The organism is Chryseotalea sp. (genome assembly GCF_057350905.1).
In genome coordinates this window covers 17,964-33,489 of sequence record NZ_JBMRCF010000023.1, presented here as the reverse complement: position 1 = coordinate 33,489, position 15,526 = coordinate 17,964, and the positions used below count along the sequence as shown (strand labels likewise).

The following is a 15,526-nucleotide window of genomic DNA, read 5'->3' as shown; positions in this document are numbered from 1 at the left end:
CGTTTTGTAACGTTGGAACAAACTTGCTTCGATAAGCGGCTCGTCATGTAGCCCAGTGTTGGTAGCCATAATTTTGGATAACAGGATATGAAAAAATTATTTACGGAAAAACAAATAGGTATTTCAGCAATCATTGGTGGACCAATTCCACCAGGAATTCTATTCTATTTGAATTACATAAGAATTAATAAAGAGAAAGAAGCTTACATATCATTAGCTGCGACCTTCATTTTCACAATCGGACTATTTTATACGCTCATAAAACTGCCTGATGAAGTAATCGAGAAATTACCAAATTCAGTCGTGACAGGTTTTTATGGAATTTTAGTTTACATTCTCTACAATAGACTTTTGGCAAGAGAAATTAACCAGCTGCTTACAGAAGGAAACACTAAAGCAAGTAATTGGGCAGTAGCGGGTATGACAGTTTTAGGACTCGGGCTTAATCTTCTAATTATTTATGCAATTGCAATTAATGAGCCAGCTTTTGCAGGAGACAAAGTAAACTATGGTACAATTGGACACGAGATATATTACGATAAAAGTAAGACTACAATAGAAGACGCAAATAAACTAGGATTAGTGCTTACCAAGGCTGAATATTTTACAGAGGAATTTCCAGTCGCGGTGCATCTTGACAAATGGCAAAATAGCTATGTAGTTACTTTACAAATTGACAATGAACATTGGGACAACCCTGAATTGATTCAATACTTAGACGCTATAAAAAATGAATTAGAAATAGTATTTGGTAAGGACGTTACAATAGTATTAGAACATTATAATCTATCTGGAAAAAAATTTGAGAAGAGAATATAATCAGATATAACTTGATATTGGATTACAGCTACCAGCAGTATGTTTGCGCAATCGTGGCGGGATATTAAGATATTTAGTTGCATTTATTTTATAAAGTCTGTGCGCAGAGACGGGACGTGACTTTAGAAAGACAGCAATTCAGAAACACAGGCTGGCACAAACGATGGTTAAAATTTATCTATTTTTATTACTTACAATTTCACAACTAGATCTACTAGGGCAAGTGAGTCTTTGCAAAGCAGACTCAACAAAAGCTGGAATTCTTATTGACAAGTTGATCAATGAGTCGATAACAGGTGTATCTATGAGAAAGAGAAATGACAGTATTATTTTAAAAGCAACCCGGCTTTGTGAACATCATTTTCTATTATTAGAATTATTGGATAAAGAGTTGAAAGATAACCATGTGGAAACACTAACGACTTGTGACAACGGTACATTAACAGCTGTGGGATTTATTTTGACTACTAATCGCACCAGGGATAAGCAATCAATTATTAAGAAATTGAAAGAAATAATTGATAGCCGATACCGTATTATAACAAATGGATGTTCGGACGCGATTCAGACACTGTCTCTTGGTCAGTATTGCTACAATTTACTGACTCTAGAAAATAGCTTTATGGCTAACCAGGTCACGTTGTCAAGAAAGGAAAAAAGAGAAATCGAAGACAGGATAATCAAGGCTGAAAAGAACTTCTTTAGCATTAAATAGTGATAGCGAGCTCACAACAAAAGCTTCTATGATCACCTCCTACAACTACTTCCTTACGAATTTAACTGTTTCTACTCCTGCTGGAGTAAGCTCTTATACACTGTAGATACATTAATCTTAATTTTTCACTTTTATGCACCTCAATACAAATAGTTAAAATCCTTGATCTAAGACTACTTCGATTTAAAGAAATCAGCGATGTCTACTTCCAGTATCAGGGCTATTTTATAATTGTGTAGCGTATTGGAATCTTTTAGCCATTTTTAAAAAATATATCGTTGTACACATGTACAACGCATTCAATACAACTTTTTACGAAATTTACTTATTCGATAAAAAGTAAAGTTATGGCATTGGATAGCAAACAAAATCCCCTAACAAACCTATCGGTTGAAGAAATTGTTTTAATGCTCATCGCTGAGGAGCTCAAAAGTCGTAAATTCTTCAACACCTTACAGCACCTTGGCTTGGATGATTCGTGGTGTCAGCCCCACTTAGATGAACCCATCCTGATTTGCCTGGGGCTGAATGATCATACTAATGAAACTTTTGATTTTTATTATGCTGTGATGAATGAACATGCCGATAAAATAGATCAGTCAGCACCATCAGTACTGGAGCAGGCAAAAGAAGTTTATGAGAAGCTTTCGGTGAGGTAACCTGTTCTGTTAAGGCTTCCTTTATTGCGCACACAGCAAAAAAACAGCTTCGATACGTATGGAGTACGTATAAAGTCATATCTTCGTTTTTACTGAGCCCCGGTGATAGTATTTGTCAAAGGCCATCGTGGAAAGAACATCATTAAACTAAAAACAAGGATTAACAGCACTTTATGAGAAAAATAATTTCGTTTATGCACATATCACTGGATGGTTTCGTAGCAGGCCCCCAGGGTGAAATGGACTGGATTAAAGTGAATGAAGAAATTTTTGAACATGTTGGTAAGCGGATAAGCGAGGGCGACACTGCATTATATGGGCGCATAACCTACCAGATGATGGAGAGTTATTGGCCTACGGCAGCGGACAAGCCCAATGCAACGCAGCACGACATTAGGCATGCCAAGTGGTATAGCAAGGTGCACAAGGTTGTTCTGTCAAAATCAATGAAAGATGCACGCGTAACGAATACAACAATTATTAGCGATAGGCTTTCGGATAACATACATCAAATAAAACAAGAGGCAGGTAATGACATCTTGCTTTTTGGCAGCCCGAGTGCCACACATGCGCTGATCCAGCAAGACCTCATTGACGGATATTGGCTTTTTGTCAATCCAGTTATTCTAGGTCGAGGCATTCCCTTGTTTACAAACATCAAAGACAAAACAAAATTGAAATTACTAACCACCAAACAATTTGCCTGCGGAGTAATTGAACTGAATTACATATTGGACAGACAATAGAAATGAAGTGCAAACTGCACCGTAGCTGATTCATGGAGGAGTTTAAATTTATGTATTATTTTAGAAAAACCTTTTGTGAACAATGACGGAGCTTGAAAAGTATATCCAAACCTATTTTGGTGTAAGCAATCATGATTTGTCTGCCATTAGCGCCTATTTCAAGCAAAAAAAACTGAGTAAAGGTGATTTTTTTCTGAAAGCCGGTCAGTATGCCGATAAATTGGGTTTTGTTCAATCTGGCATAATAAGAGAATATGTGCTTGTCAATGATAAAGAAATAACAAAATGGATTTCGACCAAAGGCTACTTCGTGGTGGATCTGGCAAGCTTTGTTTTTGCTCAACCCGCTAGGTGGAACATTCAAGCACTGACAGATTGTGAACTCTATGTAATCGATAATGCTGACTATAGAAAAATCGGACAAGCAGTGCCGGGATGGGCAACTTTGGAAAAACTTTTTATTGCCAAATGCTTCACAGTATTGGAGGATAGAATTGTACAACACCTATCGCGATCTGCCGAAGAGCGATACGAGCAACTTTTTAATTTTAATAAAGAACTTTTTAATCTGGTGCCCCTTCAATACCTGGCATCTATGCTGGGAATGACCCCTGAAACTTTTAGCAGGATAAGAAGAAAGGCGACTGAAAAATCTTCTTGATTTTTGTCAAGAGCAAGCGCTGATTTCATGCGCAATTTTGTATTGTTCAATCTAACAACAATATAAATGAAAGCTATTAACGAAAACGCTCCGGTAAAGTGCAGTAAGCAAATTACCATAAACACCACCGGTAAAAATGTATGGTCAGTATTGACAGGTATTAATAACTGGGCAAATTGGCAAACCGATATTAGTAAACCGAGCCTGAACGGTGAATTAAAACCGGAAACTACATTTGATTGGAAAACAGGTGGCGTAAACATTCGATCTACACTACACACGGTCAATCCTTACAAAAATTTTGGCTGGACCGGCAAAACTTTTGGCATGTATGCAATTCATAATTGGACTCTAACCGAAAAGGATGGAATAACCATAGTTGAAGTAAACGAAAGTATGGAAGGATTTCTGGCCTCCCTCTTTAAAAAATCTTTCAATGCTAGCCTGGAAAAGGGAATGCAAAAGTGGTTGGATTTGCTGAAGGCTGAATGTGAAAAGTAGCTTAGATTCATTGGACAATGTGGAAAATACAAACTACTCGTAGTGAGGCGCAATTAGGGTTTGCAAGGGCTTTTCTCTTGTTATGTAGTAAATACCATGATCATGTGTATCAGTTGTGATTACTTTTCTAAGCTCATCGTTTTCGTAATCCTGATGATACTGTTTTTGAAGTAGAATAGTAAGGCCATTTCCAGTCTCATCATTTCTTGCCTCACGAATTTTATTACCGGCAACTAATTCGGATACCAGTATTGTTTCGAGGGATGGAACCAGCTTCCTTAATAGTTTCATGTATTCAATTTTTGAAGACATGGTGTGGCTTGATATAAAATGGTTATGCTCCAGATTCATAACAGACTATCTTTTCTTAGATAGAGAATTAATGCGAATATACAAAAACCGGTAAGGAGGCCGGAGAAAAATAACCTTGATACCAGTTTAGGATCGCCTTTTAAAAGATTGCACCACTTTAGAGGATCTCCGCCAAAAAGTGGGAATGTGTAGCATGGAGTAACTATAAACAGAAGAGAAAAACTCAAGGGTAGCAGTATAAGTAAGAGAAGCAGCAAAATGATGTTTTTGATTTTTCTTTTTTTAGTCAGTGTAGGCATTGAAAATGAAAGATGTTAGAACAGAAGATAATGACAGTATCAACTTCCTGTTGATTTACCTGAGCTGTGGTGAATCGACTTTCGGTTTTTTGCCCTACTTATCAATTTATATAGACCAAGACCTACCGCAAGGTATATTAGCCCTTTTTCATCAATCGGTACACCCTGATTTGGTCCGCCACAGGGTGGGTTAGTGCATGGCCTGTTTCCATTTCCATTCCCATTTCCATTTCCATTCCCATTGCCGGGTTGGCCAGACACAGTAGTTACTGCAATAATGATTATTGTGAATGCAAAGACCAACTTTTTGACGGACAGTTTAAACATAGCCGACCCTGAAGAGACAGAGAAAGCTATTCTTATTTTAAAACTATCTTGATTCTATAAAGTCCATTCTTAATCAATTCTAGCCACGAGGGCGCAAACGCTTTTGCAGGCTTTTAATCATTTGCAGTAGCTAGTTCAATGGAAGTCAGGCTTTGTATTTTTTCTTGTAGAATTGAAATTTGATAGTTTTTATTCTGCAGTTCAATTCTTAATTCTTCTGCGCTTCGCATTAATGTCTGTTGCAGATGGGTGCTTTCTTCTATGCTTTTTCGCATTTCTTCTTCTTGCTGTTTCATTTGTTCTGCCATAGCCTGCGTTTCATACAGCAGTGTTTGGGTATGTTCGTTAATTTTAATTGACCGTACAGTCATTGCTATGTTTTCACCGACCTCTAACAAAAAATTTATCTGATAGTCTTGAAATTCTTTGAAGGAAGCAAGCTCCATAACGCCATATACAGTATCATTCGTAATCAGCGGTACCAGTAGAATGCTTCTAGGTTTACTATCTCCAAGCCCACTACCGATAATAATATATTCTTCTGGCACATCCAGCAGGTATATATATTCTTTTTCCAGGTAGCATTGTCCTACCAAACCCTCCCCAATGGCTATTTGCTTTTTGATGTATTTTTTTCGTTGATAGGCATAGCATGCTTTCATATCCAGAAACTGGTTAGGCATTTCGCCTTCTGTTAGGAATAAACCACCCTGATTTGCATTTAATGCTTTTATTAAATATACCAGCGTTTTATCAGCTATTGTAACAAGCTCATCGTCTTCTCTCATTATTTTTACTACTTCAGCAACGCCTTTAGCGGCCCAGATCCTCTTTTCTTCCTCAGCTTTAGATTTGTTAAGTTCTTCAAGTGTTTTGCTTAGTTTTTCCTGAGCAACTCTTTGTTCTTCTCTTTCCAGTGCTACTCGTTTGATTAAGTCAGTGTTCTCTTTATTCGTTTTTACAAAAATGTTGTCCATGGCACTTAATAATCCAATAACGAGTATCAGTCCGATCGCGATGGTAATAAATACCTGGATAGGCGGTGTAAATGGGATTTGAGAGAGTTCAATCCACCGATTGAATTGTTCATAACAGCATGCTATGATTATGTTGATAGTGGTGGTGACTAAACGAAATTTCTTTTCTGATGGATCGAATAGTAAGAAGGGTAAAATCTGAAATCCCACTATAAACACCCAGGCCGAGGCATTGGGTAGCTGATTATTCATTTGGTAGGCACCTTGAATGCAACTGGCAACAACAACAGGAAGTATAGAAACTAAAACACGAGTAAGGTAGTGAAAGCCAAGACTGTGCATCCAGATGGTAATGGCTACTATTACTAACGATGTACTTATAGCAATCGTCATTATTTGCGTAGCAAAAAGTAAAGAACTGAGGAGCAGTAATAAAAGTATTGAGGCGAGTATGCTAAACACTACATTGGTGGTCTTGATGCGTTGTTTTAACCACTGAGGATGCGAGTCCTTTATGCCAATGTTCAGAATGTTCATAATCGTATTTTTTTCAATGCGGCCACATAACTTGTTCTTGATGTTTAATCTATCAAGGTCAGGTGGTAAAAAAACCTGGCTATTAAACTATAGAAATTATTTTCGGGATTAGAAAATTGAACTTTTAACAATGAAGATTGATGACAAATGAATATTTACTGGCTGAGAAAGTTGCGTAAAAAAGGAATTCAGTTTTAAAGCTGGAGGCAGTGATTTTTTTGGCTTGAGTAACCAAGGCTGTTCGGGTAAGCCTTCTTGTTGACTTTTGCAAAAAAACTGTGTGCAAACGCACCTCTCGTCCGTCTTCAGGGGGAGGGTGACTATTGAGCTAACCGGACTTATAATTGAAAAAGGTCTTTGCACTGATGGATATCAGCATAAAGACCTTTCCGTAAAAGGATGTTAATGATTTTAAGAAAGTTTCGGTACCGTACCTTATATTTCTTCGGCTTTAAATCCTGCCTTCTCTACTGCTGCTCTTACGGTTGTGGCAGCACTTTCAGTCAGAATACTCAGAATCTTGGCAGGATTATTCAAGTCGACACGCCAGTTACCTTCTCCCACACTTTCATTTAAGTGTGGTGTAACTTTGGCTAGACATCCTTCGCATTTTATGTTTGTTTTAAAAGTTTTATTTTCCATGTGTTCTGTTGTTTGAATTTCTGCTACCTGATAGCCAGCCCTTTTAATCGCCTCCAGTACAGAAGCCTGATTGTTGTCTAAAAGTTCAATTTCTGCCTGGCCGGGACTTATATTTTTTAAAGTCGCGTCTTTCAATTCTTGCAAAGCTTTAGTTACCGTCATCATGCAGTGTTCACTTTTCATGTTCGGTATTTTTACAGTAATGGTTTTCATAATGATTATTTCTATAATGTCATTAACGCAGTTTTTGGGTTTTCTGGTTTACAGGATTTTATGTATGCTTTATAAGATTCCATTATTAGAAATATCAGGTGTGCTGTTAAAACATGGATTACCCTGGGCTTGCAAAGCACGTAGGCTGAATTAAAGTAGCTGGCGTTTGAGATATTCAATATTATAAAAATATATGAATACAGAAAGCTGCTACTACAATGCCCAGCACAAGTATGAGTATTCTGGATGTTTTTAACATGATGCCTTTTGATGGTTCAAAAATACAGCTGCTTTTAACCTTTTTGTTATAAGATTGCATGATTGCTTTATAGCTTTTATTTAACTATGGGTTTTTGCTAAAATCATGGCGAAAGAATACTCCCCAGTTGCATTGTTGCTGTCTCTCGGCACCTCGTTCATCCACATTAAGCGCTAAACCGAAAGCACTGTGCTTGCGCTTCAAACCTATACGCACGTTTTGGTAACTTCTATTGTGAATGCTCTGTGTGTAATTACCCATCACCTGTGTTCGTATGTGCAGGAGGAGTTTTTCTGTTATCGGTACATCATAATCGAGTAAGGCCATTAGCTCGTAAGACCCGCCATGCTTGAGGTCTATGCGAGGTACAATAAGCGCTCGCAAGTATTGAACCTGAAAACTGCTTTGTAACGCCAGGGATGCAGAGATCCCCGGCTTTGATGCATAAAAGGTACCAGCAGCTAACCTGAAATGTTTAGTAAGTCCGTAGCTCAGGTATGTTTGACTCATCAGTTCGTTCTTTTGTTTTTCCACATAGAGAGAATGCAGTGATGAAGCATGAGAGAAACTGAAACGTTTATTACCTTCAAATGACTGATTAAGACTGTGTGCATAATAGTAATTCCGATCACCAGCCATTACCTCTGCGGTAAAATGTTGCGCCTGAGCACAATTGCATATGAAGATGATCGTCAACAGAACGATAATGTGTTTCATAATGCTTTTGCTTTAAAAAGCTTTTGATCAAGAGACATAGAACCACCGCCATAAATAAGCAATGTCAGACACATGGAGAGCACAAGTACATGGTATTCAAATCCCTCACCCGATTTAGTGCCCAACCAGTTCATGTGAAAGCCATAATCGAAATGGTAAGTGGCCATACCGATAAATATTCCGAAAATTCCCAAGGCAGCGATGCGGGTACCTACACCAAGCATCAGCATAATGGAACCAAAAAATTGTATGCAAATAACACTGAGGGCAACAAGCCATGGCAAATTCATCATCACAGTTAATGCTTTTAACGTGGTGGCAAGACCGTATCCACCAAACCAACCCAGCATGTTTTGGGCACCATGCGAAAATATAACAATGCCTAAAACGATGCGTAGGATCGTTGCGCCCCAGTTTTCTTTTGTGTTAAATACTATTTTTTTCATGTTGTTTAAATTTTTATTCGTTATTCTATTTTCCTTCAATGATAATTCCGTTAGAGACGGAGAATGAAAAGCGCAATGCTTTAAGAGCTGAATAGGCTGGCGAGTTATACCAGGCAATTGCTTTTTCATAGCTTGGAAATTCTATCATCACCAGAAAGCTGGGTCTCCACGTACCTTCAACAGTGATTATCTTTCCTCGATTAATGATATACTGACCTTCGTACTTTTCTACCAGCGGTACAACTTCTTTTCTATATGCTTCAAAATCTTCCCCATCGGAAATCTGTAAGCAGTCGAATAAACAGTAACCTTTCATACTTTAGTTTTTTATGAGTTGATGTTGTTGGCGTAACCTGCCGGTAGCCATGGCGATTTGTTGTCCGAACAGCTCGGCTGTCATCAGGTCGGCAGGTTCAGTAAATGTTTGGTGTGCATTATCGGAGAGCGTCATTAAACCTAAGTAGCTAGCCATGCCGTTGTGCTCGGACAGTTGTTTGCCCTGTTCGTCATACTTTGGCAACAAGCCGAGGGGTATCCAGAGCATGCTGTGTTGTGCAGCAAAAAGCGAAAGGCTGATAAGGGTATTTAGTTTATCGCCATTGGTACTGGATGAGTTTGTAAATCCTGCAGCCAGTTTGTTCTTCCATAATTGCTTTGCCCACAAGCCACCGGTAGACTCCATAAAGAGCTTGAATTCGGATGAGACATTACCAAAATAGGTAGGGCTACCAAAAACAAGGGTATCGGCCTCGTCCAGTAACAGTGGATTGGCCATGGCCTCATGTGTAGTGAGTAAATGAACCGCAGGAAGAATTGTTTTTGCACCTTGTGCAATGCGTTCGGCCACAACTTTTGTGTGGCCGTAACCACTGTGATAGATTATTGCTATTTTCATATTGAGTTTGTCTTTTGTTTGACGATTCAAAGGTGAGCCTAAGCAATAGCCTTAAAAATGAACTGAATTATTAATTTGACTTGAACTGGTTCAAGATGAAGAGCAAACTGTTATTAGAAAGTCTGGAGAAACACATTGCATTGTCGGAGGCTGACAAAAAGCTGATTACTTCCTGCTTGCGCGAGCGGAAAGTAAAAAAAGGACAATTTTTAGTGCATGATGGAGCAGTAAGCCGCTGTACGAATTTTGTAACGGAAGGCAGCATACGTACTTATTTTATTGATTTAAATGGGCAGGAGCATACTGTGCAATTCGCCATTGAGGGCTGGTGGATCAGTGACTTGAATAGTTTTATTATGCAGGTACCGGCAACCTTTAATGTTCAGGCCATTGAAGACAGTACTGTGTTGGAGATGTCTTTTGAAAGTTTGGAAATGCTTTATGAAAAAATTCCATTAATGGAGCGTTACTTTCGTATAATAACGCAAAGGGCTTTTGTGGCTTTTCAACAAAGGGTTGTGCAGAATATTAGCATGACTGCTGAAGACCGCTACCTGGCATTTCAGGAAAAGTATCCAAAAATTGAAATAAGAATTCCACAACGACTGGTTGCCTCTTACCTGGGAATATCAGCAGAGTTTTTGAGTAAGATCAAAAAGCGATTGAAAGAAGAAAAGGGGAAGAGTAGAAAGAATTGAGAACATCAGTTTTGTTATCAGTTACAAGACTGATAGTTATACTAAAAATCCCCACATACTCCCATAGCTTTAAAATTGAAGATGTTAGATAAAGAGATAATCCGTCTGACCGCTGAATTCGTATGTTAACAGCGGTTAGACGGATTTTGAGTAAAAAAGAGTATGAGTAATTTATTTATATTTTATACTGTAGTATCCAGGCTTTGGCTTTATCAGGATCGGTCATGAAATGTTCATTGTCACGACCGAATTTTTCCTCGTACTTACTGATCTTCGTTTCATCCTGATGAACATGCACTGCCGCCACACACTGAATATTTCTATTCTTTGAAAGTGTTAACTGATTGGCTTCTTCAAACAAATCTACATAGCCCACTTTCCAATAATACTTTGCCAGCGTAAGCGGAATAATAGTACGATATCGCTTATGTGCATGAATGTTGACAGCCGTAAAACCATGAAGGTTTACCAGGCATTTAAAAGTGGAGCCTGCAGGGATTTCACTCAGTGCTTTTTCTAAAGAATTTTCCCATTGAATGATATCCTCTTCATCTACATCTCCACTGAGGATGGTTTCCAGCAGCTTTTCTTCAGCATGCCATTGGCTTGTTGCTATTTTTTCAAGTGTATCCATTTATATATTCGCAAATTTTAATCTTAAACTATTACTCACCACACTTACAGAACTGAGTGCCATGGCGGCACCAGCAATCATCGGATCCAAAAGAAAGCCATTAAAAGGATATAACAATCCCGCAGCTAGCGGTATTCCGATAATATTGTAAATAAATGCCCAAAATAAATTTTGACGAATTGCCTTTACGGTTTGAGTAGAAAGATTCAGGGCTTTGGGTATTATGTTTAAGTCAGAAGTGATTAAAGTCATTTTAGCAACATCCATGGCAATGTCCGATCCTTTACCCATGGCGATACTCACATCGGCTTGCGCCAAAGCCTGCGAATCATTAATACCATCTCCCACCATGGCTACAACTTTTCCTTGCGCTTGTAATTGTTTTACAAATTCGGCTTTTTCACCAGGCAGCACTTCGGCTTTAAAATGTTTTAAGCCTACCTGCTGCGCAACGGCTTTTGCTGTTTGCTGATTATCTCCAGTAAGCATGTATACTTCAATGCCTTTGTTCTGTAAGGTAGCAATGGCTGCTTTTGAACTTTCTTTAATTTTATCAGCGATTGCGATGATTGATAATACTTGTTGCTGATCAGTAAAGTAGACTACAGTTTTAGCGGCTGCCTGCCATTCAATTACTTGTTTTTGAAGGGAGCTGGTAATACTTACTTTTTTATCTATTAACAATTTTTCATTGCCTAAATAATAGCGGTTCCCCTTGTTTTGTGCTTCAACACCTTTTCCGGTAATGCTTTCAAAGGTATCAAGTGTAATGGACTGTGCTTTATTTTCTTTCAGTCGATCGACAATGGCTTGCGCCAGGGGGTGTTCTGATTGCACCTCAATACTATATAACAAATCCTTGTATTGATTAAAGGCCTTATCCCCATCAATCCAGAACATATCCGTTACTACAGGTTTACCTTCCGTAATGGTTCCGGTTTTATCTAGGATGATGGCATTAACGGTATGTGCCAGCTCCAGACTTTCGGCATCTTTGATGAGTATATTATTTTCAGCACCCTTACCAACACCCACCATAATGGCAGTAGGAGTTGCTAAACCAAGTGCACAAGGACAAGCAATCACCAACACGGTAATAGAAGTTAACAAGGCATGCGTAAAGGCATTATCTCCGCCCAACATCATCCAGGTAATAAAAGTTACGATGGAGATACCAATAACAATAGGCACAAAAATACCGGCAATTTTATCCACCAGCTTTTGTACAGGCGCTTTACTACCCTGTGCTTCCTGTACCATTTTTATGATTTGAGAAAGGATAGTATCAGCACCAACTTTTTGTGCTTCAAATTGAAAACTTCCTTTTTGATTGATCGTGCCAGCAAATACCTGATCACCTTTTTTCTTTTCTACCGCAATTGGTTCGCCTGAAATCATGCTTTCATCGACAAAAGATATTCCATTGACTACCTGACCATCAACCGGTATTTTTTCACCAGGTCTTACAATAATGATGTTACCTGCTTTAACAGTGGCAATGGGCCATTCAAGTTCCTGGCCATCTACGAGTACACGCACTGTTTTGGGTTGCAAACCCATTAACTTTTTAATGGCTGATGAAGTATTCGATTTAGCTTTTTCTTCTAACAACTTACCTAAGGAAATGAAGGCGATAACTACTGCTGCTGCTTCATAGTACACATGGGCATGTAGGGCTCTGTTGTGCCAAAACTCAGGAAAGAAAGTATTGAAAACGCTAAAGACAAAGGCAATACCCGTAGAAAGTGCTACCAACGTATCCATATTGGCTTTTCCATGACGTGCTTGTTTCCAGGCATGTATAAAAAAGTTACGCCCGAAATAAAAAACAACAGGTGCAGTTAAAACCATGGAAATATAATTTCCATAGGGCATGTCCATAAAGAACATACCAATAATCACCACAGGCAAAGCTAAAATGGACGACCAAATGGTTCTGCTTTTTACAGCTTCGTATTGCTTACGTTGTGCTTCTTCTTTTATCGCTTGCGGATCTTCTGTATCAATAACCAGGTCATATCCGATTGATCTTACGGCTTGCTGTAAATCATTTACAGTTGCGGTACTGTTATCATATTCAACAAAGGCACTTTGATTGGCATAATTGACACTTGCCTCTGCTACACCCGGTGTATTTTTCAGCATTGACTCAACACTTACTGCACAGGCAGCACAAGTCATTTCCAGCACAGGAAAGCTTTGCTTGACCAACTTGTCTTTATTTATTTTAGGTGCTAAAGTAGTATTTGACATATCTCTTAAATTATGTGTAAGTATACTCTGCTTACAGCCCTATTGTTTTATATAATTTATGCAATTGTTTACAAAATAGTGGACTAGTAGCTTATGCGAACACCACCCCCCAGTTTCATATCGCTGTCGTAGTGTGTTGAAAGTGATACATACTTACTGAGAATATACCGCGCGCCTACACTGTATTCTAAATCACTATTTACATTTGCCCATAGCCTTATCCGTTGGGTCAGCGGAATATCATCACGACTTATTTGTAAGCGCACTATGCCTGTATGATCTACGCGCCAATCAGCCACAATAAACCAGGGCATGGTATATTGAAAACCAAAACAGGCAACGCCACGCTTGTTGCTAGTATTTGTCTGGCCAAAAATTGTTTCTTCTACTTCTGGCTCTGATCTGTAACGCTGATCCCAGCCAGTATATAAAAATAGAAATTGATTACGTCCGATAAATCTTCCTGCATGCAGCTCAGCTTCATAACCACTTTTTGAATTTAAACCAAGTCTCCACTCGCTTTGCAGCATCCAACGAGTATTGGAGAGCATTAGCTCACCATCACTACCGTTACTCTCCAGCCCAAGGGTAGCGCCCAGGTAAAAACGTCTGTCGTCCTGGTATACTTTACGTAAGGCTTTCTTTGGATTAGGAAGCTGTGGATTCGGTGGTGAATTTTCATAGCTAAAAATTTTACCCATCCCACTCATCATGTGGTAAAGAATATGACAATGAAAATACCAGTCCCCATATTCCTCTGAGGCATGAAACTCGATGGTGTCGGTTTCCATGGGCATAATATCAAGCACATTTTTTAGTGGTGCATAGTCACCTTGTCCGTTAACAATGCGAAAAAAGTGCCCGTGCAGGTGCATGGGGTGACGCATCATCGAATTATTGGTAAGGACGATCCGAATGTTTTCTCCTTTTTTAATCAGTATTTTATCACTCTCTGAAATGGTGCGATTATCCATGGTCCAGATGTAGCGATTCATATTGCCGGTAAGTGTAAAATTTAAGGTGCGTGTAAGTGCTTTTGGTAATGTAGTAGCAATGGGTGATTTGAGCATGGCATAGTTTAGCGTTACCGGACTTTGTTCTTGTTCGGTTAGTTCCCGATACATCACGGCATTCATATCCATTTGCTGCAGACTCATGTCCATGCCCATATCGTTCATTTGTGCGCCTACCGTCATCATGTCGTTCATCATGCTCATGCCTTCAAAATAGTTGAGGCGTGGCATGGGTGTGCTTGCTTGTTTCTTGCCTTCGCCTAACCAAAGGGAAGTATAGTTGGTTCTGTCTTCTGAGGTGGCACGTAATTCATAACTTCCTGCATCAGGTATTTTAATTATTACATCATAACTTTCTGATACGCCTACAATGAGGCGATCAACTTCCACGGGTACAACATCCATTCCATCGCTGGCTACAACGCTGATTTTCCCGCCTGCATAATTTAACCAGAAGTAGGTTGAGGCACTGCCATTAATAATCCTTACCCGAATGCTATCGCCTAGTTGTAAGGTTTTGTATGCTTGTTCAGGTTTGCCGTTCGTGAATACTTTGTCATAATACACATCGCTTACATCCATAGCAGCCATCCGTTTAAATTCATTTTCGAATTTTGTGCCCAGCTGTTTGGCTTTGATGGCTTCGCCATAACTTTGTGCAGCTCCTTTTTTAATGGCGTACCAATCGGTAGCATAATGCAAAGAGCGTTCAATCTGGTGTGGGTTTTCATCACTCCAGTCACTTAACAACATGGTATATTCCGGTATTTTACTTTCTTCTCTTTTATGAATGATGAAAGCGCCATACATACCAATTTGCTCTTGTAACATAGTATGCGAGTGATACCAGTATGTTCCATTTTGCACAATCGGAAAACGAAAAACATGATGTCCGTGCGGTAAAATCGGAGCAGTAGTTAAATAAGGCACGCCATCATACTCGTTGGGTAAAATTAATCCGTGCCAGTGGATGGAGGTTTCATGATGCAGTTTGTTGAAAACATGTATTTCAGCGGTATCGCCTTCGGTAAAGTAAAGCGTGGGGGCAGGTAATTGGCCATTAATGGCAATCGCTTTTTTTTCTTTCCCTGTATAATTAACAATTGTGTCGCTGATGACTAAATCATAACGCACAAGCTTTTGTGCTTGTGAAATTAAAGGGCAAAGCAATATTAGTATACTGCTGATAAGCGTACGCATAAT

At 39.0% G+C, this 15,526-nt stretch carries 18 protein-coding genes; 7 read left to right on the top strand and 11 right to left on the bottom strand.

What is annotated here, in order from left to right; all coding sequences use genetic code 11:
* The first annotated feature begins 87 nt into the window (after positions 1 to 87).
* The 6 genes from ACO1XM_RS20595 (at position 88) to ACO1XM_RS20570 (ending at position 4,101) form a co-directional block, all read left to right on the top strand.
* Positions 88 to 819 carry a hypothetical protein gene (locus tag ACO1XM_RS20595; RefSeq protein WP_486232576.1) on the top strand — a complete coding sequence of 244 codons (732 nt, stop codon included), beginning with the start codon at positions 88 to 90 and terminating at the stop codon, positions 817 to 819.
* Positions 820 to 982: 163 nt separating this feature from the next.
* Positions 983 to 1,534 carry a hypothetical protein gene (locus ACO1XM_RS20590; protein ID WP_486232574.1) on the top strand — a complete coding sequence of 184 codons (552 nt, stop codon included), beginning with the start codon at positions 983 to 985 and terminating at the stop codon, positions 1,532 to 1,534.
* A 347-nt stretch (positions 1,535 to 1,881) separates the two neighbouring features.
* Positions 1,882 to 2,193 (top strand): hypothetical protein, encoded by a 312-nt coding sequence (locus tag ACO1XM_RS20585; protein ID WP_486232572.1) that lies wholly within the window; start codon positions 1,882 to 1,884, stop codon positions 2,191 to 2,193.
* Between the two features lie 173 nt (positions 2,194 to 2,366).
* Positions 2,367 to 2,939: a dihydrofolate reductase family protein gene (locus ACO1XM_RS20580; RefSeq protein WP_486232569.1), complete on the top strand. Its 573-nt coding sequence runs from the start codon at positions 2,367 to 2,369 to the stop codon at positions 2,937 to 2,939.
* 82 nt (positions 2,940 to 3,021) lie between these two features.
* Positions 3,022 to 3,600, top strand: coding sequence for a Crp/Fnr family transcriptional regulator (locus ACO1XM_RS20575; protein ID WP_486232567.1), 579 nt, complete (start codon positions 3,022 to 3,024; stop codon positions 3,598 to 3,600).
* A 66-nt stretch (positions 3,601 to 3,666) separates the two neighbouring features.
* Complete coding sequence (locus tag ACO1XM_RS20570; RefSeq protein ID WP_486232565.1) at positions 3,667 to 4,101, top strand: SRPBCC family protein; 435 nt, start codon at positions 3,667 to 3,669, stop codon at positions 4,099 to 4,101.
* Positions 4,102 to 4,134: 33 nt separating this feature from the next.
* Here the strand turns inward: ACO1XM_RS20570 and ACO1XM_RS20565 are convergent, their stop codons facing one another.
* The 8 genes from ACO1XM_RS20565 to ACO1XM_RS20530 all read right to left on the bottom strand — a co-directional run bounded on the left by ACO1XM_RS20565 (position 4,135) and on the right by ACO1XM_RS20530 (position 9,725).
* Positions 4,135 to 4,392, bottom strand: a complete 258-nt coding sequence (locus ACO1XM_RS20565; RefSeq protein ID WP_486232563.1) for a hypothetical protein — start codon at positions 4,390 to 4,392, stop codon at positions 4,135 to 4,137.
* Positions 4,393 to 4,751: 359 nt separating this feature from the next.
* Entirely contained in the window at positions 4,752 to 5,015 is a 264-nt protein-coding gene (locus ACO1XM_RS20560) for a hypothetical protein (protein WP_486232561.1), read from the bottom strand.
* Between the two features lie 137 nt (positions 5,016 to 5,152).
* Positions 5,153 to 6,553, bottom strand: coding sequence for a GAF domain-containing protein (locus ACO1XM_RS20555; RefSeq protein ID WP_486232559.1), 1,401 nt, complete (start codon positions 6,551 to 6,553; stop codon positions 5,153 to 5,155).
* Between the two features lie 435 nt (positions 6,554 to 6,988).
* Positions 6,989 to 7,408 carry a heavy-metal-associated domain-containing protein gene (locus tag ACO1XM_RS20550; protein WP_486232557.1) on the bottom strand — a complete coding sequence of 140 codons (420 nt, stop codon included), beginning with the start codon at positions 7,406 to 7,408 and terminating at the stop codon, positions 6,989 to 6,991.
* 343 nt (positions 7,409 to 7,751) lie between these two features.
* The gene (locus ACO1XM_RS20545) at positions 7,752 to 8,384 is read right to left on the bottom strand and encodes a hypothetical protein (protein WP_486232555.1); all 633 of its coding nucleotides are present in this window, start codon (positions 8,382 to 8,384) and stop codon (positions 7,752 to 7,754) included.
* On the bottom strand, positions 8,381 to 8,830 hold the full coding sequence (locus tag ACO1XM_RS20540; RefSeq protein WP_486232553.1) for a DoxX family protein: 450 nt from the start codon (positions 8,828 to 8,830) through the stop codon (positions 8,381 to 8,383). Before ACO1XM_RS20540 ends, ACO1XM_RS20545 begins: the two co-directional genes overlap by 4 nt.
* Positions 8,831 to 8,855: 25 nt before the next feature.
* Entirely contained in the window at positions 8,856 to 9,146 is a 291-nt protein-coding gene (locus ACO1XM_RS20535) for a DUF1330 domain-containing protein (protein ID WP_486232552.1), read from the bottom strand.
* Positions 9,147 to 9,149: 3 nt separating this feature from the next.
* Positions 9,150 to 9,725, bottom strand: a complete 576-nt coding sequence (locus ACO1XM_RS20530; RefSeq protein ID WP_486232550.1) for a flavodoxin family protein — start codon at positions 9,723 to 9,725, stop codon at positions 9,150 to 9,152.
* 95 nt (positions 9,726 to 9,820) lie between these two features.
* Here ACO1XM_RS20530 and ACO1XM_RS20525 point away from each other — a divergent pair, with 95 nt between their 5' ends.
* Entirely contained in the window at positions 9,821 to 10,423 is a 603-nt protein-coding gene (locus ACO1XM_RS20525; protein WP_486232548.1) for a Crp/Fnr family transcriptional regulator, read from the top strand.
* Positions 10,424 to 10,598: 175 nt separating this feature from the next.
* Here the strand turns inward: ACO1XM_RS20525 and ACO1XM_RS20520 are convergent, their stop codons facing one another.
* The 3 genes from ACO1XM_RS20520 to ACO1XM_RS20510 form a co-directional block, all read right to left on the bottom strand.
* Positions 10,599 to 11,057: a hypothetical protein gene (locus ACO1XM_RS20520; RefSeq protein ID WP_486232546.1), complete on the bottom strand. Its 459-nt coding sequence runs from the start codon at positions 11,055 to 11,057 to the stop codon at positions 10,599 to 10,601.
* A complete protein-coding gene (locus tag ACO1XM_RS20515) occupies positions 11,058 to 13,310 on the bottom strand; it encodes a heavy metal translocating P-type ATPase (protein WP_486232544.1) in 2,253 nt (750 codons plus the stop codon).
* 83 nt (positions 13,311 to 13,393) lie between these two features.
* Complete coding sequence (locus ACO1XM_RS20510; RefSeq protein ID WP_486232542.1) at positions 13,394 to 15,523, bottom strand: multicopper oxidase domain-containing protein; 2,130 nt, start codon at positions 15,521 to 15,523, stop codon at positions 13,394 to 13,396.
* Positions 15,524 to 15,526 lie beyond the last annotated feature (3 nt).